Origin of the sequence: Mesocricetibacter intestinalis (assembly GCF_004363295.1) — a bacterium.
Taxonomy (GTDB): Bacteria; Pseudomonadota; Gammaproteobacteria; order Enterobacterales; family Pasteurellaceae; genus Mesocricetibacter; species Mesocricetibacter intestinalis.
Genome location: NZ_SNYQ01000003.1, coordinates 291,080 through 310,852 on the forward strand (window position 1 = coordinate 291,080; position 19,773 = coordinate 310,852).

At 44.8% G+C, this 19,773-nt stretch carries 19 protein-coding genes, 1 rRNA gene and 2 riboswitches; of the genes, 3 read left to right on the forward strand and 17 right to left on the reverse strand.

Features of this window, described 5'->3' with window-relative positions; genetic code table 11:
- Positions 1-53 precede the first annotated feature (53 nt).
- The 7 genes from leuS to uspA form a co-directional block, all read right to left on the reverse strand.
- Positions 54-2,639 carry a leucine--tRNA ligase gene (gene leuS / locus EDC45_RS05975; protein WP_133544453.1) on the reverse strand — a complete coding sequence of 862 codons (2,586 nt, stop codon included), beginning with the start codon at positions 2,637-2,639 and terminating at the stop codon, positions 54-56.
- A gap of 138 nt (positions 2,640-2,777) precedes the next feature.
- Positions 2,778-3,404 (reverse strand): HI_0552 family protein, encoded by a 627-nt coding sequence (locus EDC45_RS05980; RefSeq protein WP_424960662.1) that lies wholly within the window; start codon positions 3,402-3,404, stop codon positions 2,778-2,780.
- Positions 3,405-3,487: 83 nt separating this feature from the next.
- Positions 3,488-4,375: a UTP--glucose-1-phosphate uridylyltransferase GalU gene (gene galU, locus EDC45_RS05985; protein ID WP_133544457.1), complete on the reverse strand. Its 888-nt coding sequence runs from the start codon at positions 4,373-4,375 to the stop codon at positions 3,488-3,490.
- A gap of 86 nt (positions 4,376-4,461) precedes the next feature.
- Positions 4,462-5,826 (reverse strand): phosphohexomutase domain-containing protein, encoded by a 1,365-nt coding sequence (locus EDC45_RS05990; RefSeq protein WP_133544459.1) that lies wholly within the window; start codon positions 5,824-5,826, stop codon positions 4,462-4,464.
- Between the two features lie 26 nt (positions 5,827-5,852).
- Positions 5,853-6,038, reverse strand: coding sequence for a carbon storage regulator CsrA (csrA, locus tag EDC45_RS05995; protein ID WP_133544461.1), 186 nt, complete (start codon positions 6,036-6,038; stop codon positions 5,853-5,855).
- 134 nt (positions 6,039-6,172) lie between these two features.
- Positions 6,173-8,800: an alanine--tRNA ligase gene (alaS, locus tag EDC45_RS06000; RefSeq protein WP_133544463.1), complete on the reverse strand. Its 2,628-nt coding sequence runs from the start codon at positions 8,798-8,800 to the stop codon at positions 6,173-6,175.
- 267 nt (positions 8,801-9,067) lie between these two features.
- Complete coding sequence (gene uspA, locus EDC45_RS06005; RefSeq protein ID WP_133544465.1) at positions 9,068-9,496, reverse strand: universal stress protein UspA; 429 nt, start codon at positions 9,494-9,496, stop codon at positions 9,068-9,070.
- Between the two features lie 236 nt (positions 9,497-9,732).
- Between uspA and mazG the strand changes: the two genes are divergently transcribed.
- The gene (gene mazG / locus EDC45_RS06010; RefSeq protein WP_133544467.1) at positions 9,733-10,521 is read left to right on the forward strand and encodes a nucleoside triphosphate pyrophosphohydrolase; all 789 of its coding nucleotides are present in this window, start codon (positions 9,733-9,735) and stop codon (positions 10,519-10,521) included.
- Between the two features lie 75 nt (positions 10,522-10,596).
- Here the strand turns inward: mazG and raiA are convergent, their stop codons facing one another.
- The 9 genes from raiA to ppdD form a co-directional block, all read right to left on the reverse strand.
- Positions 10,597-10,917: a ribosome-associated translation inhibitor RaiA gene (raiA, locus tag EDC45_RS06015; RefSeq protein ID WP_133544469.1), complete on the reverse strand. Its 321-nt coding sequence runs from the start codon at positions 10,915-10,917 to the stop codon at positions 10,597-10,599.
- A gap of 241 nt (positions 10,918-11,158) precedes the next feature.
- Positions 11,159-12,541, reverse strand: coding sequence for an alanine/glycine:cation symporter family protein (locus EDC45_RS06020; protein WP_133544471.1), 1,383 nt, complete (start codon positions 12,539-12,541; stop codon positions 11,159-11,161).
- Between the two features lie 108 nt (positions 12,542-12,649).
- A riboswitch (glycine riboswitch) is annotated at positions 12,650-12,786 on the reverse strand.
- A riboswitch (glycine riboswitch) is annotated at positions 12,787-12,878 on the reverse strand. It abuts the riboswitch before it with no gap.
- Between the two features lie 129 nt (positions 12,879-13,007).
- Positions 13,008-13,274, reverse strand: a complete 267-nt coding sequence (locus tag EDC45_RS06025) for a GNAT family N-acetyltransferase (RefSeq protein ID WP_133544473.1) — start codon at positions 13,272-13,274, stop codon at positions 13,008-13,010.
- A gap of 3 nt (positions 13,275-13,277) precedes the next feature.
- Entirely contained in the window at positions 13,278-13,490 is a 213-nt protein-coding gene (yacG, locus tag EDC45_RS06030; RefSeq protein WP_133544475.1) for a DNA gyrase inhibitor YacG, read from the reverse strand.
- Positions 13,483-14,109: a dephospho-CoA kinase gene (coaE, locus tag EDC45_RS06035; protein WP_133544477.1), complete on the reverse strand. Its 627-nt coding sequence runs from the start codon at positions 14,107-14,109 to the stop codon at positions 13,483-13,485. Before coaE ends, yacG begins: the two co-directional genes overlap by 8 nt.
- 24 nt (positions 14,110-14,133) lie before the next feature.
- Positions 14,134-14,832 carry a prepilin peptidase gene (locus EDC45_RS06040; RefSeq protein WP_133544479.1) on the reverse strand — a complete coding sequence of 233 codons (699 nt, stop codon included), beginning with the start codon at positions 14,830-14,832 and terminating at the stop codon, positions 14,134-14,136.
- Positions 14,829-16,049 carry a type II secretion system F family protein gene (locus EDC45_RS06045; RefSeq protein WP_133544481.1) on the reverse strand — a complete coding sequence of 407 codons (1,221 nt, stop codon included), beginning with the start codon at positions 16,047-16,049 and terminating at the stop codon, positions 14,829-14,831. The genes EDC45_RS06040 and EDC45_RS06045 overlap by 4 nt, the downstream gene beginning before the upstream one ends.
- The gene (locus EDC45_RS06050; RefSeq protein ID WP_133544484.1) at positions 16,049-17,488 is read right to left on the reverse strand and encodes a GspE/PulE family protein; all 1,440 of its coding nucleotides are present in this window, start codon (positions 17,486-17,488) and stop codon (positions 16,049-16,051) included. The genes EDC45_RS06045 and EDC45_RS06050 overlap by 1 nt, the downstream gene beginning before the upstream one ends.
- A 1-nt stretch (position 17,489) precedes the next feature.
- Complete coding sequence (gene ppdD, locus EDC45_RS06055) at positions 17,490-17,939, reverse strand: prepilin peptidase-dependent pilin (RefSeq protein ID WP_133544486.1); 450 nt, start codon at positions 17,937-17,939, stop codon at positions 17,490-17,492.
- A 127-nt stretch (positions 17,940-18,066) separates the two neighbouring features.
- On the opposite strand from ppdD, the gene ampD reads away from it, so the two are divergent.
- Positions 18,067-18,630 carry a 1,6-anhydro-N-acetylmuramyl-L-alanine amidase AmpD gene (gene ampD, locus EDC45_RS06060; RefSeq protein WP_133544488.1) on the forward strand — a complete coding sequence of 188 codons (564 nt, stop codon included), beginning with the start codon at positions 18,067-18,069 and terminating at the stop codon, positions 18,628-18,630.
- Positions 18,631-18,700: 70 nt separating this feature from the next.
- Positions 18,701-19,162, forward strand: a complete 462-nt coding sequence (locus EDC45_RS06065) for a surface-adhesin E family protein (protein ID WP_133544490.1) — start codon at positions 18,701-18,703, stop codon at positions 19,160-19,162.
- Between the two features lie 333 nt (positions 19,163-19,495).
- Here EDC45_RS06065 and rrf read toward each other — a convergent pair.
- Positions 19,496-19,611, reverse strand: a 5S ribosomal RNA gene (rrf, locus tag EDC45_RS06070).
- Positions 19,612-19,773: the final 162 nt, after the last annotated feature.

A 19,773-nucleotide genomic window follows, 5' to 3' on the forward strand; every position in this document is an offset into this window, starting at 1 on the left:
AAAAAACCTTCCGAATTCTGACCGCACTTTGCACCGATACGGTACTGCCGTCATTATTTTGCCACGAAGTTCAGCAATTTACCCGGAACATAAATTCCTTTGACAATAGTTAGACCTTCGAGGAATTTCATCACATTAGGATCCGCCAGGGCAGTCTGTTTGATTTCTTGTTCCGGCATATCTGCCGGTACGGTAATTTTCGCTCTCACCTTACCGTTAACCTGGATGACCAGCAATTTTTCATCATCGATCATTGCTTCAGAATCCGCTTGAACCCAAGGGGCGAAATCAATAATATCTTGATTCCCCAATTCCTGCCACAGACGGAAGCAAATATGCGGGGTAATAGGATAAAGCATACGCACAACCGCACTCAGCGCTTCCGCCATTACGGCGCGATCCTGAGCCTCTTGCAGTGGGGCGCGAGTCAGCTTATTCATCAGTTCCATAATAGCGGCGATAGCGGTATTGAAGGTCTGACGACGTCCGATATCATCACTCACTTTAGCAATGGTTTTATGCACGTCGCGACGTAATGCTTTCTGCGCCGGCGACAATGTTGTCGCACATAGATTTTCCTGAGCCGGATTTTTCAGATATTCGAATACCAGATTCCATAAACGCCCAAGGAAACGTTTTGCTCCTTCAACGCCGGATTCCTGCCATTCCAATGTCATTTCCGCCGGGGAAGCGAACATCATAAACAGGCGCACCGTATCGGCACCGTATTTTTCCACCATTTCCTGCGGATCAATCCCGTTATTTTTAGATTTTGACATTTTAGTCATGCCGGAATGCACCAGCTCATGACCTTCCTCGTCGATCGCCTGCAGGATTCGGCCTTTATCGTCGCGGGTAACCCTAACCTTAGTCGGAGATACCCAGATTCGTTCGTTGGTCGGGCTGGTATAGTAAAACGCATCTGCCAGTACCATTCCCTGACAGAGCAATTTTTTGGCCGGCTCATCACTGGCGACTAAGCCTGCATCACGCAATAATTTATGATAAAAACGGAAATACAGCAGGTGCATGGTGGCATGTTCGATACCGCCGATATATTGATCCACCGGCAGCCAGTAATTGGCTTCCTCCGAGTCCAGCATCCCCTGTTGATACTGCGGACAGGTATAGCGGGCGTAGTACCAGGAAGATTCCATAAAGGTATCGAAGGTATCCGTTTCTTTCAAAGCGGGACGTCCCTGATAGCTGGCCTTAGCCCAGTCCGGATCCGCTTTAATCGGACTTTTTACCCCGTCCATATTAACCTCTTCCGGCAGAATCACCGGTAAATCCTGCAACGGTGCAGGCACCACTTCGCCGTCTTCCAAGGTTAGCATCGGAATAGGTGCTCCCCAGTAGCGCTGACGGGAAACCCCCCAGTCGCGTAAGCGATAGTTAACCTGACGTTTACCTACCCCCATGGCTTCAAGTTTATCGGCAATCCCCTTAAAGGCGGCGCTAAAATCCAAACCGTCAAATTCGGCGGAATTAATCAAGCGTCCGTGTTCCGTAAAAGCCGCAACACTAAGATCCGGGTTTTCTCCCTCAGCAGCAGGAGCTATTACCTGACGGATCGGCAAATCATATTTGCAAGCAAACTCAAAATCGCGCTGATCATGGGCCGGTACCGCCATAACGGCACCGGTACCATAATGCATTAATACGAAGTTCGCCACCCATACCGGAACTTCTTTGCCGGTTAGCGGATGAAGTGCATACAAGCCGGTGGCGATACCACGTTTTTCCATGGTCGCTATATCCGCTTCCGCTACCTTGGTATTTTTTACTTCATTTATAAATCTTTCCACTTCCGGATTGCTTTTCGCCGCTTGAACGGCAAGAGGATGCGCCGCGGCAATGGCAACATAGCTCACCCCGTACAGCGTATCCGGTCTGGTAGTATAAACCGTTAAAGACTGGTCGCTGTCTTTGATTTGGAAGCTGATTTCCACCCCTTCGGAACGGCCGATCCAGTTTCGCTGCATGGTTTTCACCATATCCGGCCATTCCGGTAATCGATCCAGATCGCATAACAGCTGCTCGGCATAATCGGTAATTTTAATAAACCACTGCGGAATTTCTTTCTGCTCTACCGGGGTATCGCAACGCCAGCAACAGCCTTCATGTACCTGTTCGTTCGCTAACACGGTTTCATCGTTCGGGCACCAATTTACCGTGGAGGTTTTTTTATACACCAGACCTTTTTTATATAATTCGGTAAAAAACCATTGTTCCCATTTATAGTATTCCGGTCGGCAGGTGGTTACTTCCCGTTCCCAGTCATAACTGAATCCCAGCATTTTTAACTGGTTTTTCATATACTTGATATTTTCATAGGTCCATTCGGCGGGCGCGGTATTATTTTTAATCGCGGCATTTTCCGCCGGCAAACCGAAGGCATCCCACCCCATCGGCTGCAATACGTTTTTACCCTTCATACGCTGATAACGGGAAACCACGTCGCCTATGGTATAGTTACGGACATGCCCCATATGTAATCGACCGGACGGGTAAGGCAGCATTGAAAGGCAGTAATATTTGGGTTTAGCGTTGTCCTTTATCGCTCTGAATACTTTATTTTCTTGCCAATATTGTTGCACTTCCGGCTCAATTAAATCGGGACGATATTGTTCTTGCATGATGAGTACCTTTTCAATAGGGTCGCACCTTTTACCGGAAAGCAGGTTGTTGCATCCGTTCGGGCATTCGGTAAAGGGCGGAAATTATCTTATAAAATGTGTAATAGAATAGCTTAAAAGCGGTGGAAATAACAGTTTTTATTGATGGCAGCAATGGTATAGGGGCAATAGTTTGGTGAAGGTTTCGGCAATAAAGCCCGGAACATCCGTGCGGGTCAGTGCCTCGGCTTCAATACTTTTTCCAATCCGCCAGAAATCCCTTGCGCTAGTCGCTACTAAATCCCCTTTTTGCAGCTGTTCCAGGCGGAGAAAATCCGCATATTCGCTTTCATCACAATGACGGATTTCAAAATCTCCGAATTCCTCCCATAAGGCGGGATAATCTGTCCAGCGGTTATATTGTTGCAGGCTGATGCGGGAAGATTCGGCGCGGTAGCTATGCCAGTTCAATTCCATAAGCAGACGGCGGCGATTTAAAATAACGGATAAAATTGCCGCCGAATCCTGTTGGCTACTATATTTAAAATACGCAAAAAAATGCGCTCTCAGTTGCCAGCCGTTAGTCCAGCGCTCAATATGTGGGGCGGCAAAAGCGGAATCAAGATATTCTTCGGTTTGTAGTATCACTTGCTTCCACTCATTCCAGTGGCGCTTATAATCTTGTTTAATTGCCGGAATTAGTTCCGGCGTATATTTTTTCAGTTGCGCAAACTGAAAAAAAGGAAGGTTAAACAAATAACAGGATTCGGCAGTCAGCATAGCAATTTACAAACCCTTAATGTAAAAAAAACCTCAGTTTAGGAAACTGAACCGCTCCCAACTAAGGTTTTATAATAAAAAACGTCGAATTACAGGCGCTTAGCCAGTTTTTTTACATAATCTTTAAACTGAGCCCCTAATTTTTCATGATGCAACCCGTACTCGACAAATGCCTGCATATAGCCGATTTTATCACCACAATCGAAAGCTTCGCCGCTCATATGGAAGGCTTCCACTTTTTCCTGTGCAATCAACATATCAATAGCATCGGTCAGCTGAATTTCATCGCCTACGCCAATCGGTGTTTTTTCCAGCAAATCCCAAATGGAAGCGGAAAATACATAGCGGCCGACGACGGAAAGGTTGGAAGGCGCTTGTTCCGGACTCGGTTTTTCTACAATATTACTGATTGCTGCACTCTCCCCGGCACCGATTTCTGCGCCTTTGCAATCAACGATACCGTAGCTGCTGACTTCCTCTTTGCTGACCGGAGATACCATAATCTGACTGATATTCGTTTGCTCAAAGCGTTTAATCATCGCCGCTAAATTTTCACTTTTCTGATCCGCACTGAAATCCGCCAGTAAGACGTCCGGCAAAACAACCGCAAAAGGTTCGTTACCCACTAACGGACGACCGCACAATACCGCATGCCCCAAGCCTTTGGCATTACCCTGACGCACATGCATAATGGTAACGTCTTTCGGACAAATAGAGCGCACTTCTTCCAATAACTGACGCTTCACTCGTTTTTCTAACATGGTTTCCAATTCGAAAGATGTATCGAAATGGTTTTCGATGGCATTCTTCGACGAATGGGTTACCAACACGATATCTTTAATCCCTGCGGCGATACATTCGTTGACCACATATTGAATTAGGGGCTTATCCACTAAAGTCAGCATTTCTTTTGGAATGGCTTTTGTCGCCGGCAACATGCGGGTTCCCAAACCGGCTACGGGAATAATCACTTTCATTTTTTTCTCTAATTTATTTTTTATCTAAGAAATCACCGCACTTTAATCTCGGAAAAATAAAGTGCGGTGTGTTTTTTACTAAGTTTTTACTGACGGAGTAATGTTAAAATCTGTTCGGTTTTTTCCGCCATCAGCGTCTTATCGCCACGAGTTTCCAGATTCAGGCGCACCACCGGCTCCGTATTCGAACTGCGTAGGTTAAAACGCCAATCCGGATATTCGATACTGATCCCGTCAATATCTTCCGTACGGATAGCGTCTTGCTCATAGGCGGAGCGTACCCGGGCAATAGCTGCCTCAGCATCTGCAAGCTTACTATTGATCTCGCCCGGCGAAGGGAAAGCATCAACGCTTGCACTGACCAGTTCACCCAAAGTGCGACCGGTACTGCAAACCAGTTCCAACACCAATAACCAAGGAATCATACCGCTGTCGCAGTAGAAGAAATCGCGAAAATAATGATGTGCGCTCATTTCACCGCCGTAAATCGCATCAACTTCGCGCATTTTCTCTTTGATAAAAGAATGGCCGGACTTGGACATTATCGCTTCGCCGCCGCTTTCTTCCACCAGTTTCAGAGTATTCCAGATCAAACGCGGATCATAAATAATCTTCGCCCCCGGTTTTTTCTGCAGAAAAGCTTTGGCCAGCAAGCCCACAATATAATAACCCTCAATAAAGCGGCCTTTTTCATCAAACAGGAAACAGCGGTCAAAATCACCGTCAAAGGCAATTCCCATATCCGCGCCCTGGGCTAGCACCGCATCTATGGTATCTTGGCGATTCTCGGGCAGAATCGGGTTAGGAATACCATGTGGGAAAGAACCGTCCGGGTTGTTATGAACTTTCACCAATTCAACCGGGACATGTCGCGCTTTAAATTGAGCTTCAATGGCATCGATTACATGTCCTGCCGCTCCGTTACCGGAGTTAATCACCAATTTCAAAGGTTTCAGGTTATCGCAATTAATATAGGATAATAAATGCTCCACATAATCACCGAGTACGGACTGCTGACGATACAAACCGCGCCGGCTAACCGGCGGAAAAGCATTTTCTTCCGCCAGGCGACGAATATCCGCCAAGCCGCTATCGGCACTGATTGGACGCGAACCTTTGCGCACCAATTTAAGCCCGTTATAGTCCATCGGATTATGACTGGCGGTTACTTCGATACCGCCGTCGGCCTGTAAAAATGAGGTGGCGAAATAAACTTCTTCGGTACCCACTTCTCCCAAATCGATAACATTCACCCCCGCATCCAATAAACCGTTGGTAACCGCGCTTTTCAGCGATTTGCTGGTTAAACGTACGTCTCCGCCGACAACCACGGTTTGCGGTTGCAGAAATTGTCCGAAGGCACGGCCGATACGATAAGCGATATCCTCATTCAATTCATCACCTAAACGGCCCCGGATATCATAAGCCTTAAAACAGGTTAATGTACTCATTACATCTCCGATTCGCGCGGTTACAATTATTTTTCGCCGTCTTCTTCAGCGGCTTGCTTAATACGTTGGTAGATTTCTTCACGATGAACCGAAACGTCTTTCGGCGCATTCACACCGATTTTCACTTGGTTACCGCGTACGTTTAAAATAGTAATGGATATATCATCACCAACGAGCAGGCTCTCGCCGACTTTACGGGTTAATATTAGCATACAGACTCTCTCACCATCATTTTGATTTTAATATCCTTATAGTGTCTGTAATGTCCTTATTCTTCATTGAATTCCTAACAATTTCCGCCGCTAGCGACGGAATATTGCTCCAAAAATAAAGTTACTGCAAAGAGTTATAAATGAGCATTTAACCAATTTTCACATTGATTTAATGCCGCAGTTATATTCTCAGGCTGAGAACCGCCCGCCATTGCCATATCCGGACGGCCGCCTCCTTTTCCGCCAACCTGCTGAGCCATGATATTGACCAGCTCGCCGGCTTTTATTTTACCGGTTAAATCATTTGTTACTCCCGCAATTAAATTGACTTTATCTTCAATTACGGAGGCAAAAACAATCACTCCCGAACCGAGCTGATTTTTAAGATCATCAACCATAATTCGTAAAGTTTTCGGTTCTACGCCCTCAAGTCGCTGCATAATAACGGAAATATCCTTTATTTTGACCGCACTTTTCGCGAGATCCGAACCGGCATGCATCGCCGCTTTTTCTTTCAGCTGCTGCAATTCTTTTTCCGTTTTTTTCGCCTTTTCCTGCAACTGACGGATTTTTTCCACCATTGTGGAGGCGTCGGATTTTAATAGTTCGCCGCTTTGCTCAACTATATGTTGTTGATTATGCAGCCAGTCTATCGCAGCTTCTCCGGTTACCGCTTCAATACGACGAATTCCCGCCGCCACGGCTCCCTCAGCAACGATTTTAAATAAGCCTATGTCGCCGGTACGTTTGACATGCGTACCGCCGCACAGTTCAATGGAAAATTCGCTCATTTTAACGACGCGCACTTGAGCGCCGTATTTTTCACCGAATAAGGCCATGGCGCCCTGCTGCTTCGCCTGTTCCAAATCCATGACTTCGGTAACCACTTCAAGATTATCGCGAATTTTGCGGTTAATAATACGTTCTATTTCGTCCAACTGGGCCCGGCTTACGGCTTCCGGCTGAACAAAATCAAAACGCAAGGCATTATCGGAAACCAGAGAGCCTTTTTGCGCCACATGCTCGCCCAGAACCTGGCGCAATGCGGCATGCAATAAATGGGTCGCACTATGGTTAAGAGTAATGGCATGGCGACGCTCGCTATCCACCCGCGCTTCAATGTTATCGCCGATACTAAGACTACCTGATTCAAGCCGGCCTATATGAGCAAAAACCTGGCCGTATTTCTGCGTATCTTCGGTACGGAAGCTTGCCGACTCGGCAATAAGATAACCGCTGTCGCCAATCTGACCGCCGGACTCGGCATAAAATGGGGTCTTATCTAAAATAACAACCGCTTTTTCACCGGCCCGAATACTGTCCACCGCTTTCCCTTCACAGAATAAGCCCACAACCTTCAGATCATCGCTACGTACGTGGGTATAACCTTCAAACCCGGTTTCACCTTCCGTTTTAATCACATTATTATAATCAACGGCAAAATTACTGTTTGCTTGAGCACGGGCGCGCTGTGCCTGCATTTCCCGTTCAAACCCGGCTTCATCGATACGGATATTACGCTCACGGCAAACATCGGCGGTCAGATCCAATGGAAAACCGTAAGTATCATACAGTTTAAAAGCCACTTCGCCGGATAACAGGTTATTCTCCAGTTTATTCAGGGTTTCGTCTAACAGGGCCAGTCCTCGTTCCAGAGTTCGGGCAAACTGCTCCTCTTCCGTTTTCAGAACTTTTTCAATCTGTGCCTGCTTCGCCGTTAAAATCTCGCCCGCATGCCCCATTACCTGCGCTAAAGGTGCAACCAGTTTATAGAAGAAAGCCTGTTTCGCTCCCAACAGATTTCCATGCCGAACAGCGCGGCGGATAATCCGTCGTAATACATAACCGCGACCTTCATTGGACGGCATAACACCGTCCGCCACTAAATAGGCGCAAGAACGAATATGATCGGCAATTACTCGCAGGGATTTGTTAGCTAAGTCCTCTTCACCGGTCAGTTCAGCGACCTTGGCAATTAAAGTCCGGAAAATATCAATTTCATAATTCGAATTAACATGCTGTAAAACCGCACTAATACGCTCTAACCCCATTCCCGTATCGACGGAAGGTTTCGGCAGTTTTTCCATAGTGCCGTCAGCCAGACGGTTAAACTGCATAAAGACGATATTCCAGATTTCAATATAGCGATCTCCGTCTTCCTCCGGCGAGCCCGGCGGGCCTCCCCAAATATGTTCGCCGTGATCATAAAAAATTTCGGTACAAGGCCCGCAAGGACCTGTGTCTCCCATTTGCCAGAAATTATCCGAGGCATAAGGCGCGCCTTTATTATCGCCGATCCGAATAATTCGTTCCGCCGGGATACCTATGTTTTGATGCCAGATGTTATAAGCCTCATCATCGGTTTCATAAACGGTTACCCATAATTTTTCTTTCGGCAACCCCAACCATTGCGGAGAAGTCAGAAATTCCCAAGCAAAGGGAATAGCATCCGCCTTAAAATAATCGCCGAAGCTGAAATTACCGAGCATCTCGAAAAAAGTGTGATGACGAGCGGTATAACCTACATTTTCCAGGTCATTGTGTTTACCGCCCGCACGTACGCAACGCTGCGAAGTGGTGGCTCTGCTGTAAGCGCGTTTATCCAAGCCGAGAAACACATCCTTAAACTGGTTCATTCCCGCATTGGTGAAAAGTAATGTCGGATCATTCTCCGGTACCAGAGAACTGCTTTCGACAATTCGATGCCCTTTACTCTGAAAAAAATCTAAAAAAGACTGTCTGATTTGAGCTGTTGTTTTCATTTATAAACCTTGCTGTTTATATTATTTTTTATTCCAATAGGTATTTGCGTTGCGTATTGTGGCATACTTTTCGGATTTATAGAACGGGTTTTTATCAGATACTATATATAAATTATGTTATTATCCGTGCTTATTTATATAATCATGAGTTATAAAATAACAGTTCGAAATATTTAAAAAACTCATCAGAGTAATATATTTGCAACAAAAACTAACCGCACTGTTCGATAAGTGAAAGTGCGGTTATTTTTTTATAAGTTTTTTCGGCTATTCGTCGTCACGCAAAGGAACGATCAACATATCTATCGTAATGTTATTCATCACCTGGCGCGTAGAAGACATTAACTTACTCCAGAAGTCCTGATGATGCCCCGTAACCAGAAGGTCAATATCATACTGCTCTATGGCATCGGCAAGCACTTGACCTAAATCGCCGCTACCACTGAGTTTTTCGCTGATCGGATAATCCGAATGTTCGGATAATTCCAGCAGCGCCTGCTGAGTTTCCGTTGAAATACGCTCCTGCATGGAAGACATATTAACGTCAATCAACCCGGTATAGAGATCGGAGAAATTCACATCAACATGAATAATAGAGAGTTTCGCCCCATGTCTCTGTGCTACGCCGGCTGCCTTTTTCAAAAGCACCGGACTTTCATCAGAGAGATCGACAGCAACTAATATATGCTTGTACATAATGAACTCCTTATTTAATCCGAGGAACAATCTTAGTATATGACAATACTAGCATTCTCACTGCGAAAAAAAATTGAACTTGATCACGTTCTGATAAAAGTTTCTTATTTTATATCAATAAGAAACATTCCGGATAAAAAAGACTTTATATGCTACATTATAGATCATCTGAATTATGCTACAATAACCGCCCTTATATCATTCCGTTATTTCATATATAAAAAGAGAATAAGAATATGCAAACCAATATTGATCATTTTGTCCGACTAATAGCTAAATTACGTGATCCGAAAGATGGTTGTCCCTGGGATCTAAAACAAAATTACCGTTCAATGATACCCTGTGTGCTGGAAGAAAGTTATGAAGTAATCGAAGCCATTGAGCAAAACAATATGCAGAATCTACGGGAAGAACTGGGAGATTTGCTGTTGCAGGTAGTTTTTCTCAGTCAACTGGCCGCCGAAGAGCAAATATTTACTTTTGAGGATGTGGTGTGCGATATTTCGGAAAAGATCCTACGCCGCCATCCGCATGTCTTTGGCGATAAGTCCGCTACCAATGAGCAAGAAGCGCTGGAAAACTGGAATGCGGTTAAAGCGGAGGAAAACCAAAAGAAAGCCTATACCTCGATATTGGATAATATCCCTCAGGCCTTTCCTGCTTTGATGCGAGCTGAAAAATTACAAAAACGTTGCGCCAAAGTCGGCTTTGACTGGGAGGATATCAATCAGGTTGCCGCCAAAGTGGAAGAGGAATTACAGGAAGTGCGCCAGGAGCTTGCTTGTTGTCCGCCGGTACCGGCGCGTATTGAAGAGGAAATCGGCGATTTATTGTTTGCCGCCGTAAATTTGGCCCGCCATGCTCAGTGCCGACCTGAGGAAAGCCTGCGTAAAGCCAACCGAAAATTTGAACGCCGCTTCAGGGCTGTGGAAAAAAAACTCAAGCAAGAGGACAAGGATTTTTCTCAAACTTCACTACAGGAAATGGATTTACTCTGGGATGAAATTAAGAAACAGGAAAAGTAATCGACAGCTCCGCCTGTTATACGGCAATAAAAAAGCGGTTAGCCTTAACTAACCGCTCTATTCCTCAGATAAAAACTATTCGAAAGAATCCTTTAAACGCTCGTCAGCTCGGCGGGCTTCGCTTTTGTGTTGCAATTTATTCAGCTGTCTTTCTAATTTTTCTTCCACTTCATTAATTGCTTTATACATATCGTCGGACTCTGCACCGGCAAATAAATTACCGTTCGGAGTAGTGATTGTGGCCTCAACGGAGAAACCCTGCGGAATTTTACTTAAGACAAAATGAGGATTAATTAACTGCGTTTGCCATTTCCCTAACTTAGCAAGCCGTTCTTCAACATGAGCGCGGATGGCCGGTGTAATATCCATTTGTTTGCTTGTGATATTTAATGTCATAGCATTTACCTCTTCGCTTTAATAAGGAGTATTTCTACTCTCGTTCTTAGATTCCATGTTATACAACATAACTATGTCGCCATTACTTTTCAAGTACTTTGTTATGAATACAAACAGAAACAGAAGAAAATATGATTTCCCTTGGATAAACGGAAAAAAGAAATTCTATTTCTGCTTAAAACTGCTATTATCTGAAAGTTATAAAACGTTTTTTCATCTTTCTTCGAAACAACAGGTTCTGTTAACCGGCGGAGATTTCCCCTTCTTCTTCATTGATTCCGTTATTGCGCAAACGCAGAAAATAGTCTTTTGTTTCATTGATAATAATATGACGCAAGCCGATCAATGCGATCAAATTAGGGAAAGCCATTAAACCGTTAACAATATCGGCAATAATCCAAATAACATTCAATTTAATAAATGCACCGCAGGCAATTAACAGGATAAATACCAAACGATACAGTTTGATCCCCTTAATACCGACCAGATAAACAAAACAACGTTCTCCGTAATAGCACCAACCGAGAATAGTGGTAAAAGCGAAAAACAGCAAACCCACAGTTACGATAGTGGCTCCCCAACCGGATCCCAACCCTTGAGAAAAAGCGAAATTGGTTACCGCAGAACCTTCAACTCCCGCCTGCCATGCCCCCGTAATCACCAATACCAGTCCGGTCATAGAACAAACAATTATGGTATCCAAAAAGGTACCTGTCATTGAAATCAATCCCTGCCGTACCGGTTCTTTTGTTTGTGCCGCGGCAGCCGCAATAGGCGCACTACCTAGCCCCGATTCGTTGGAGAAAATGCCGCGAGCCACCCCCGATTGAATGGCCTGCATCATGGTAAAGCCCAAACCGCCGCCTAATGCGGCTTGCGGATTAAATGCACTTTCAACGATCAAAGCTAAAGCGGCAGGAACCTTATCCGCATTCAGAATTAAAATAATTACGGATGTGGCCACATAAAAAACCGCCATAAAAGGAACGATATAGGAAGATACCGCAGCGATACGTTTTACCCCGCCGAGAATAATTAATGCCACCAGTAATGTAACCAGCGCCGCACTAACAAAGATCGGTACAGAAAAAGTATCCTGCATAGCATGAGTTATCGCATTGACCTGAGGGAAGGTTCCGATACCGAAAAAAGCGACCATAACCCCGAATACGGCAAAAAATTTAGCCAGCCATTTTAACCCGAGTCCGCGTTCAATATAGTACATCGGGCCGCCCGCCATAAATCCGTTTTTATCTCTGACCCGATATTTTATCGCCAGCAGACATTCCGCATACTTAGTCGCCATACCGAGCAAGGCGACCAACCACATCCAGAACATTGCTCCCGGCCCGCCTGCCTGAATGGCGGTAGCCACCCCGACGATATTCCCCGTACCTATGGTCGCGGAAAGTGCGGTACAAAGTGCGGCAAAGGCCGATACGTCCCCTTTTTGCTGATTCCCTCGCTCTTTACGGAATAAATACCCCATCGCTCGAGGTAATTGAAAAATTTGAATAAAACCTAAACGGAGGGTTAAATATAATCCTGTCCCCGATAACAGAATAAGCAGCGGCGGTCCCCAGATAAAAGAATTTACCGATGATAAGATAGCTTCTATCGACATAATTGATTCCTCGTAAACAGCAATACAAGGAGGCGAAAAGAGTTGTTGCGGATAATAAAAAGAGAAAAAACACACCATAGAAAATCGTGTGTTATTTTACCGAGTAATCTTTCTGCCCCTGTCCTTTTGCCTGAGCGTTTCAAAAACAATCGAAAATTCGACCGCTCTTTTGCGCCTTCGGCGTCCTTCAGTAGACGGAAATGGGATACATATAATCCTCCGCCACCGGGATCTCTCCAAGGGTTCGTCCAGTAACAGTCCTTGCGGATAATTCCGCGCCTGAAAGATTTTACCTCGTCGGCGTGAAGTCAATTCTTCACTCTCCAGCTACCTTCTTCCGAACTTACATTTAAGAGGGAGTAAAAATAAAATTCTCCCCGAACTTAAAAGTGGGGAGAATTCTAACAAGATCAAACAAAAATCTCAATATTTTCTCAAAATGCTGAAAACAGCATAAATATAAACCCTATGCTTGTTCACGCTGCCATTTGGCGGCGATATAACTGCAACTGGGTATCAGCTTTAAGTCTTTTTCCCGTACAAAGTCCCGCAACGCCCGATATAACCCGTCGGCCAGGCCCTGACCGCGGAAAGCGGCGGGAACATAGGTATGATGAGCATTGATTGTCCGCCCGTCCACAAAATAATAGCTCAACACCGCAATTTCTTTTCCCTCGGCATCCAGATACGCAAACTTTCCCTGTTCCCCTTCCTGTTTATGCTGAATATACATAATTTATCCCCGAGATTGCGTCCATTCGCTATCAAATTCCGGAGCGGCGGAAAAATCTGCGCTTTCACAGGGAATCGCTTTCTCTTCCGCCGCCCATTCGCCCAGATCAATCATCTGACAACGTTTACTGCAAAAGGGTCGATAAGGACTCCGGTTCGACCATTCAACCGCTTTTTTACAATGGGGGCATTCAACGCTGAAAATATCATCACTCATGTTGTTTTTTCTCTTCTGCCAAACGTAAATATAAGAGATGCAAATTGGCTATTTGTCGCTGTAAACTGTCCTGACTATCAGCAAGTTCTTGGTTATTATCAATAACATCATCGGCAAATGCCAACCGCTGTTCACGACTAATCTGAGCCTGCATAATACGCCGAATCTGCTCTAATTTGTTTTTATCTCGCCGTGCGGCACGCGCCAGCTGAGTTTCCGGGTTAACATCCACCACTAAAATACGATCGCAAAGATCGTTCAGCCGATTCTCAATAAGCAAAGGAACGGCAAAAATCACATAGGGCGATTGCTGCTGCCCTAATTGTCGCTGCATTTCTTCCCGAATCAGCGGGTGTAGCAGATTATTCAGCCAATGACGCGCCTGTTCATTGGCGAAAACCAATTCGCGTAACAGTCCGCGGTTCAACTCTCCGCTTTCGGTTAAAATCCCGCGACCGAAATATGTTTTGATTTCAGCCAATGCCGGTGAGCCTTTTTCCACAACCTGACGGGCAACCACATCGGCATCCACTAATGCTGCCCCCAATTTAACAAATTGTTCGGCGACGGTGCTTTTACCGCTGCCAATACCACCTGTAAGCCCGACGATATAAGGCATATGTCCTCCGACTGAATTCTGCGCCTATCCTAACATGTTTAATCCAAATATAAAAACTGCGGATAAGGAAAGAAAAGGCGCAAAAGGAATCAATGAATTATCTTTTGATAATAATTTTAGATACAGCGCATATATTAGTGCGCAGCAACAAGCGCCAAAGATCATTAAGGGTAATTGCCGCCAAGAAATAAATGCCGACACCCCGGCAATCAGCCAATAATCGCCGGCGCCGAAAACTTCCTGTTGATAAAAGAGATAAGACAAATGATAAACGGACTTAAAAATACAAAATCCGCAGGCAAGACTAAACAGGCTTTGTGGCACGGAGAGCGGAATAGCATTTAGGTGGGCGCTAATAAGCCCTAATGCCATTAATATCTGACAGAGGGCAACATCAATCAGACGGTAATGATAATCCAAGCGTGAAACCGCATAGAGAAGCGAACAATATAGGGCGAAGCTGAAGGCCGTTGTATTCTGTCCGATGATAAGGGCGCACAGCAAGAAAAAAAGCGCCCCATAACAGGCGTATTTATAGCAAGCGCCTAGCTTCAACGGTTTTAATACGGAAGATTCCATGCTAAGCGGCGGCGGGTTGTCTGCAAATATTTCACAATAGGCGCTATGTACCTCAACGGCAACCCGGGGAGCAAAAAAGCGGCAATAATAATGGACCCAGCTACCGGCGCCTAACCCGCATAAAACAAACAGGCACAATATCATTGTAAAAATGCCCCCATATTGAAAATCGGTAAGTACATGCCCAGCATAATAAGACCTATTAACCCGCCGATAATAAGCATTAAAATAGGTTCCAACAATTGAGACAGTAGCGCTATCCGATGTTCCAGTTGCTGTCCGTAGCTCTCGGCAATATGCTGCAGCATAATATTTAATTCGCCGGATTGCTCGCCGACCTGTAACATTTTTCGTGCTTTGGCGGGAAAAAGTTCCGATCCGACACTGTCGGAAAAACTATAGCCCCGAGCGATACCTTGTAAAATAAAACCGATTTCACGAGTTAAAATAAAATCCTCTTGCATATGAACACCTTGCCGCCGCTTTTCATGCCGAGGTAAAAAAGATTCAAGGGCCTGATTAATAGGGACGCCGGCTCCTAACATCAGCTGCAAAGAACGACAGAACGCGATTAAACGGGATAGGCGTTTAATTTTTCCCAGTAACGGAACCGAATTAATAAAAGCGCTCTTTTGAGCATGACACCAGGAGGAATGGCGCAAACGTAACCTAAACAAACATATGGATAGCACGATAATTAATATCAGCGCCCCCAAATACTGTTGCAAAAAAGCGGATAAAAATAATAAAGCGGCGGTAATAGCAGGAAGTTCCGCGCCATTATTCGCATACATTAGTGAAAATTCTGGGACGATAAACAGCAATAGTACCGTACTCATAATCAAGCTGATTATCAGCACAAACAGAGGATATAGGGAAATTTTTTGTATTTTTCGTCGTAATGCTAAAGATTGCTGCTTATTCACCGCTATTTCACCACAAACCCGTGCTAACTGCCCTGTCATTTCACCGGCTTGAATCAGTCGGCAATCCTGAAACGACAGATATTTTCCCTGAGCTTCTACGGATACCGATAAAGGCAAGCCGCTTTCTATATCACGGAGCAAGGCCCGAATCCATTGATTCAAGCGGACATTATGACAATCAAGGAGTAGCAGAGATAGCGCCTCTTGTAGCGGTAGGGAGGATTTTAATAATAGCGCCAGTTGTAATAAAAGATCACAAACCTCGGCATATCCGGGTTCTCTGATAAACTGCCAGTTACGCTGTAAACGAATATCCCGCATCTCACGTAAAAATAATTCCTGCCTTGCCTGTGATGCACTTGCCGCAACAATCAGCCCTTTTTGTACCAAATTAAATCGGTTTATAGCCTGCCAACGATATTGTTTTAATGCCATTATTCTTCTCCCAGAACTCGAGAGATTTCCGCCGAATCCGTGATCTGGCTTTCAACTTTTTTCTTTGCGGCAGCGAATAAAGACGGAAAATCCGTTTGATAGGTGATTTTATCCCCTGCTATACGGGGCCACAAAAACTGATAGATACCGGTTCTGCCCTTATATCCCTGAAAGCAGCCGCAATTGTTATCTTCGACAGCCTCCTTTCCTACCTTACACAGAGGACAACATTTACGTACTAGGCGTTGGGCGATAACCAGTAATAAACAGCTATCGATTTCATGTTGCTGTACACCTAATTGCAATAAACGGGAAATTGCCGACTGAGCGTCATTCGTATGTAAAGTGGACAACACCAGATGCCCGGTCTGAGCCGCTCTTAATGCAATAGCAGCGCTTTCCTCATCCCTGATTTCCCCTAACATAATAATATCGGGATCCTGACGTAAAAAGGTGCGTAACAAACGGCTGAAATCTAAACCAATCTGGCGATTAACCTGAGTCTGCACAATCCCTTCAAGTTCAATCTCTATGGGATCTTCCGCGGTCATAATATGTTTCTCCGGCTGATTAAGGTATTGAAGCGCCGTATATAATGAGATGCTCTTTCCGCTGCCGGTGGGACCCGTTACCAATATAAGCCCTTGCGGGGCTTTCAATATTCGTTCCAAATGTGCTTGCTGCCAAGGTTCCATGCCTAATTCGGTAAAAGAAAGCTCAACGGGTTTATTTTGCTGTAAACGCAAAACCACTTTTTCGCCCGAACTGGTCGGTAGGGTAGAAAGACGAAAATCCAACAGATCGGAAAATTTCGTTTTAAAATAAAAACGCCCGTCCTGCGGCAATCGATTTTCACCGATATCCAATCTGGCCAACAATTTTAGACGAGAAATCAAACGGGAGGCTAGACTCGGTGCCAACAGCTTCCAAACCTGTAATACGCCGTCAATCCGGTATCTAATCTGAAAGCGATCCGATTTGGGTTCTAAATGAATATCCGATGCCTTCTTTTTGCGTGCGTTTTCAAAAATCTCTTCCAGCAGCTGGACCATGGGCTCATCGCTGGCATTAACAATCTCTTTTGGCAGTGCTGAGAGTTGCCCGTTATCCGCGCTGTATAACAACGGATTTTCTTCCGCCTGTGCCTTTGACGGCGATAATTCGCGTAATAATCCTTTTAAAACCTCGCTTTCCAGTTCAACGGGTTCAACCAGCTTTCCTGTTAGAAAGGAGAAGGTCTCACAGGCGGAAATATTGTTAAAACTGTCCACCCCGAGCCAGAGATTGCTTTCATCTTCACGTAGCGGCAAAGCAAGATAGCGCAATAACAGCTGCCATTGCTGGCGGTTTCTCTGCCATAGGTTTTCTTCGATTTTAAAGCAAACACCGTTAATATCGCTCACCAGCCTACCGGAATATGATGTGTGTATTATTGACATATTAACTGCAGAAGCCTACCGGGAAAATATCCTGATTATCGTTACAATCCACCGTCCAGCTAACACCAGTATTCGCATTTCCTGTTGCCGTGAGACTGTAGCTTACCCCATCTAGGGCGCCTCTTCCCTGAGCGCTGATCACCCCGGAATTTACCGTAACGGATTTAATATATTTACCGCTCTCATTCATTGCAGAACGTATCCCGTTGCTACCGGCGTTACAGCTTCTTACATCGTTAGTATTATAAATGCAGAGCTCAATATCCGCCCGATAGGCGGCGGTAGCCTGAAGCAACTCCGACACGGCCGCTTTTTTCGTGTAATTCTGATAGGAAGGCACGGCAATAGTGGCCAAAATTGCCACAATGGCAATTACAATCATAAGCTCAATAAGGGTAAAACCCTTCTTCAGCGGCAGATTAATAAGATTAAAAGTGCGGTTGATTTTCATATAATTTCCTTAAACCAGAAAAGAAAGCTTAAATCATTGAGATACGGTTGAAAAAGAATCCGACAAAGATAAAATATCTTCAGAAAAACATAAGCCCCGTTCGATCATGATCTCAAAATCCAAATTAATGCCTACTGAAACAAGAATAAAGATTCGAAACGGCTGGTTGGAAAATACCCGCCGTCTAGCCTCCCCTCATTTTGACCGGCGTCCCGATACCCAGGATATTTCCCTACTGGTGATCCACTATATAAGCCTACCGCCGGAACAATTCGGCGGCGACTACATAGATGATTTTTTCTTAGGAAAACTGGATCCGTCGCAACATTCTTATTTTGAAAATATTTATCAAATTCGAGTTTCCGCCCATTGCCTTATCAACCGCAAAGGATTAATCACTCAATATGTTAATTTCAATGACAGAGCCTGGCATGCCGGACAATCCGAATTTGAAGGCAGAGAAAAATGTAATGACTTTTCGATAGGTATTGAACTTGAAGGCAGCAACCTGCAACCTTTTACCGAGGCGCAATATAACGCCCTAGGTCGCTTGACGGAAGAAATTATGCGCGCCTATCCATTAATAAACAAAGCAAGAATTGTCGGCCATTGCGATATTGCACCGGGGCGAAAAATTGATCCGGGGCAATATTTCGATTGGGAAAGATATTTCAGTTTAGTTGATGCTTAGTCCTTAAAAATATGCCAGAATAGCAATAGGCTTGAGTAGTAGGCCCTTATCTCTGGTTTAAGGAGGCGAAATGAAAAAAATTAGTCTTATGTTTATTTCCCTGTTCCTTGTTGCCTGCTCTTCGCAACAGACGACCAAACCGATAACAGAATCAATTATCACACCGAATCAGGTAAAAAACGGTTTTCTGAAAATATCACCCGATGGGCAATATTATGCGGATATCAACTCCGTATGGTCGGAATCTGCCCATAATAAACTGATTTATTTTGATACGGTGATTAATCTGTCAAAAGGCCCTCATCTTTATCCGCAACCTTTTAAATATGCCAAATCAATACGCCAAGCCAAACGACTAAATTGCGAGAACTACCGGCTGGATCAGCTAAATACGACTTATTACTCTGAATTTTGGGGAGAAGGCGACCCCTTTATTCCGAAACAACAACGAAAATACCAGGTTAAACTAAGGGCGGAATCATCTTTAGCTACCTTGGCACAGGTTTTATGCACCAATCTGTATAAATACTAGGCCATCGAGGGTTAATCAAAAATTGAGGGCTAATCAGAATAAACAGTGCCTGCTCCCGGATAAAGGGTTAACGTCAGGCCTCTAACGGTGTGTGTTTAACGGCTTGTATCCAACCGCAAGGGCGGAAGCAATAGTTGTGATGCGCTTTCGCTTATCCGCTAAATTACCGGCATTAAGGGCTAAGTAAAGGTATAAGGAATGGATAAGCAAAGGCATAAAAGGGCAAAGCGGGGCGGAGTGGTTTTACAAGGGCATAATAACTAAAAGTGCGGTGTTTTTTTTAAGGATTTTTTTAAAAAAAAGCCCCGATATTTATCGGGGCTCTCTATTCCTACCTGGCGGTGACCTACTCTCACATGGGGAAGCCCCACACTACCATCGGCGTTACGGCGTTTCACTTCTGAGTTCGGCATGGGGTCAGGTGGGACCACCGCACTATCGCCGCCAGGATAATCCTTTTACACTTTTTATACTTTATACTATTCTTTTATTCGCGATGCCCCTCATCAGATTCTACTCACAAAATCCAGCGCCTCGCCTTCACAATAAAAAAACAAACCGAAAACAAAAATACTTGAGCGTTGTATGGTTAAGCCTCTCGGGCAATTAGT

Coding starts and splice junctions, on each gene's coding strand:
- leuS (WP_133544453.1), bottom strand. CDS start 2,639: ATGCAAGAACAATATCGTCCCGATTTAATTGAGCCGGAAGTGCAACAA.
- galU (WP_133544457.1), bottom strand. CDS start 4,375: ATGAAAGTGATTATTCCCGTAGCCGGTTTGGGAACCCGCATGTTGCCG.
- EDC45_RS05990 (WP_133544459.1), bottom strand. CDS start 5,826: ATGAGTACATTAACCTGTTTTAAGGCTTATGATATCCGGGGCCGTTTA.
- csrA (WP_133544461.1), bottom strand. CDS start 6,038: ATGCTAATATTAACCCGTAAAGTCGGCGAGAGCCTGCTCGTTGGTGAT.
- alaS (WP_133544463.1), bottom strand. CDS start 8,800: ATGAAAACAACAGCTCAAATCAGACAGTCTTTTTTAGATTTTTTTCAG.
- uspA (WP_133544465.1), bottom strand. CDS start 9,496: ATGTACAAGCATATATTAGTTGCTGTCGATCTCTCTGATGAAAGTCCG.
- mazG (WP_133544467.1), top strand. CDS start 9,733: ATGCAAACCAATATTGATCATTTTGTCCGACTAATAGCTAAATTACGT.
- raiA (WP_133544469.1), bottom strand. CDS start 10,917: ATGACATTAAATATCACAAGCAAACAAATGGATATTACACCGGCCATC.
- EDC45_RS06020 (WP_133544471.1), bottom strand. CDS start 12,541: ATGTCGATAGAAGCTATCTTATCATCGGTAAATTCTTTTATCTGGGGA.
- EDC45_RS06025 (WP_133544473.1), bottom strand. CDS start 13,274: ATGTATATTCAGCATAAACAGGAAGGGGAACAGGGAAAGTTTGCGTAT.
- yacG (WP_133544475.1), bottom strand. CDS start 13,490: ATGAGTGATGATATTTTCAGCGTTGAATGCCCCCATTGTAAAAAAGCG.
- coaE (WP_133544477.1), bottom strand. CDS start 14,109: ATGCCTTATATCGTCGGGCTTACAGGTGGTATTGGCAGCGGTAAAAGC.
- EDC45_RS06040 (WP_133544479.1), bottom strand. CDS start 14,832: ATGATATTGTGCCTGTTTGTTTTATGCGGGTTAGGCGCCGGTAGCTGG.
- EDC45_RS06045 (WP_133544481.1), bottom strand. CDS start 16,049: ATGGCATTAAAACAATATCGTTGGCAGGCTATAAACCGATTTAATTTG.
- EDC45_RS06050 (WP_133544484.1), bottom strand. CDS start 17,488: ATGTCAATAATACACACATCATATTCCGGTAGGCTGGTGAGCGATATT.
- ppdD (WP_133544486.1), bottom strand. CDS start 17,939: ATGAAAATCAACCGCACTTTTAATCTTATTAATCTGCCGCTGAAGAAG.
- ampD (WP_133544488.1), top strand. CDS start 18,067: ATGCCTACTGAAACAAGAATAAAGATTCGAAACGGCTGGTTGGAAAAT.
- EDC45_RS06065 (WP_133544490.1), top strand. CDS start 18,701: ATGAAAAAAATTAGTCTTATGTTTATTTCCCTGTTCCTTGTTGCCTGC.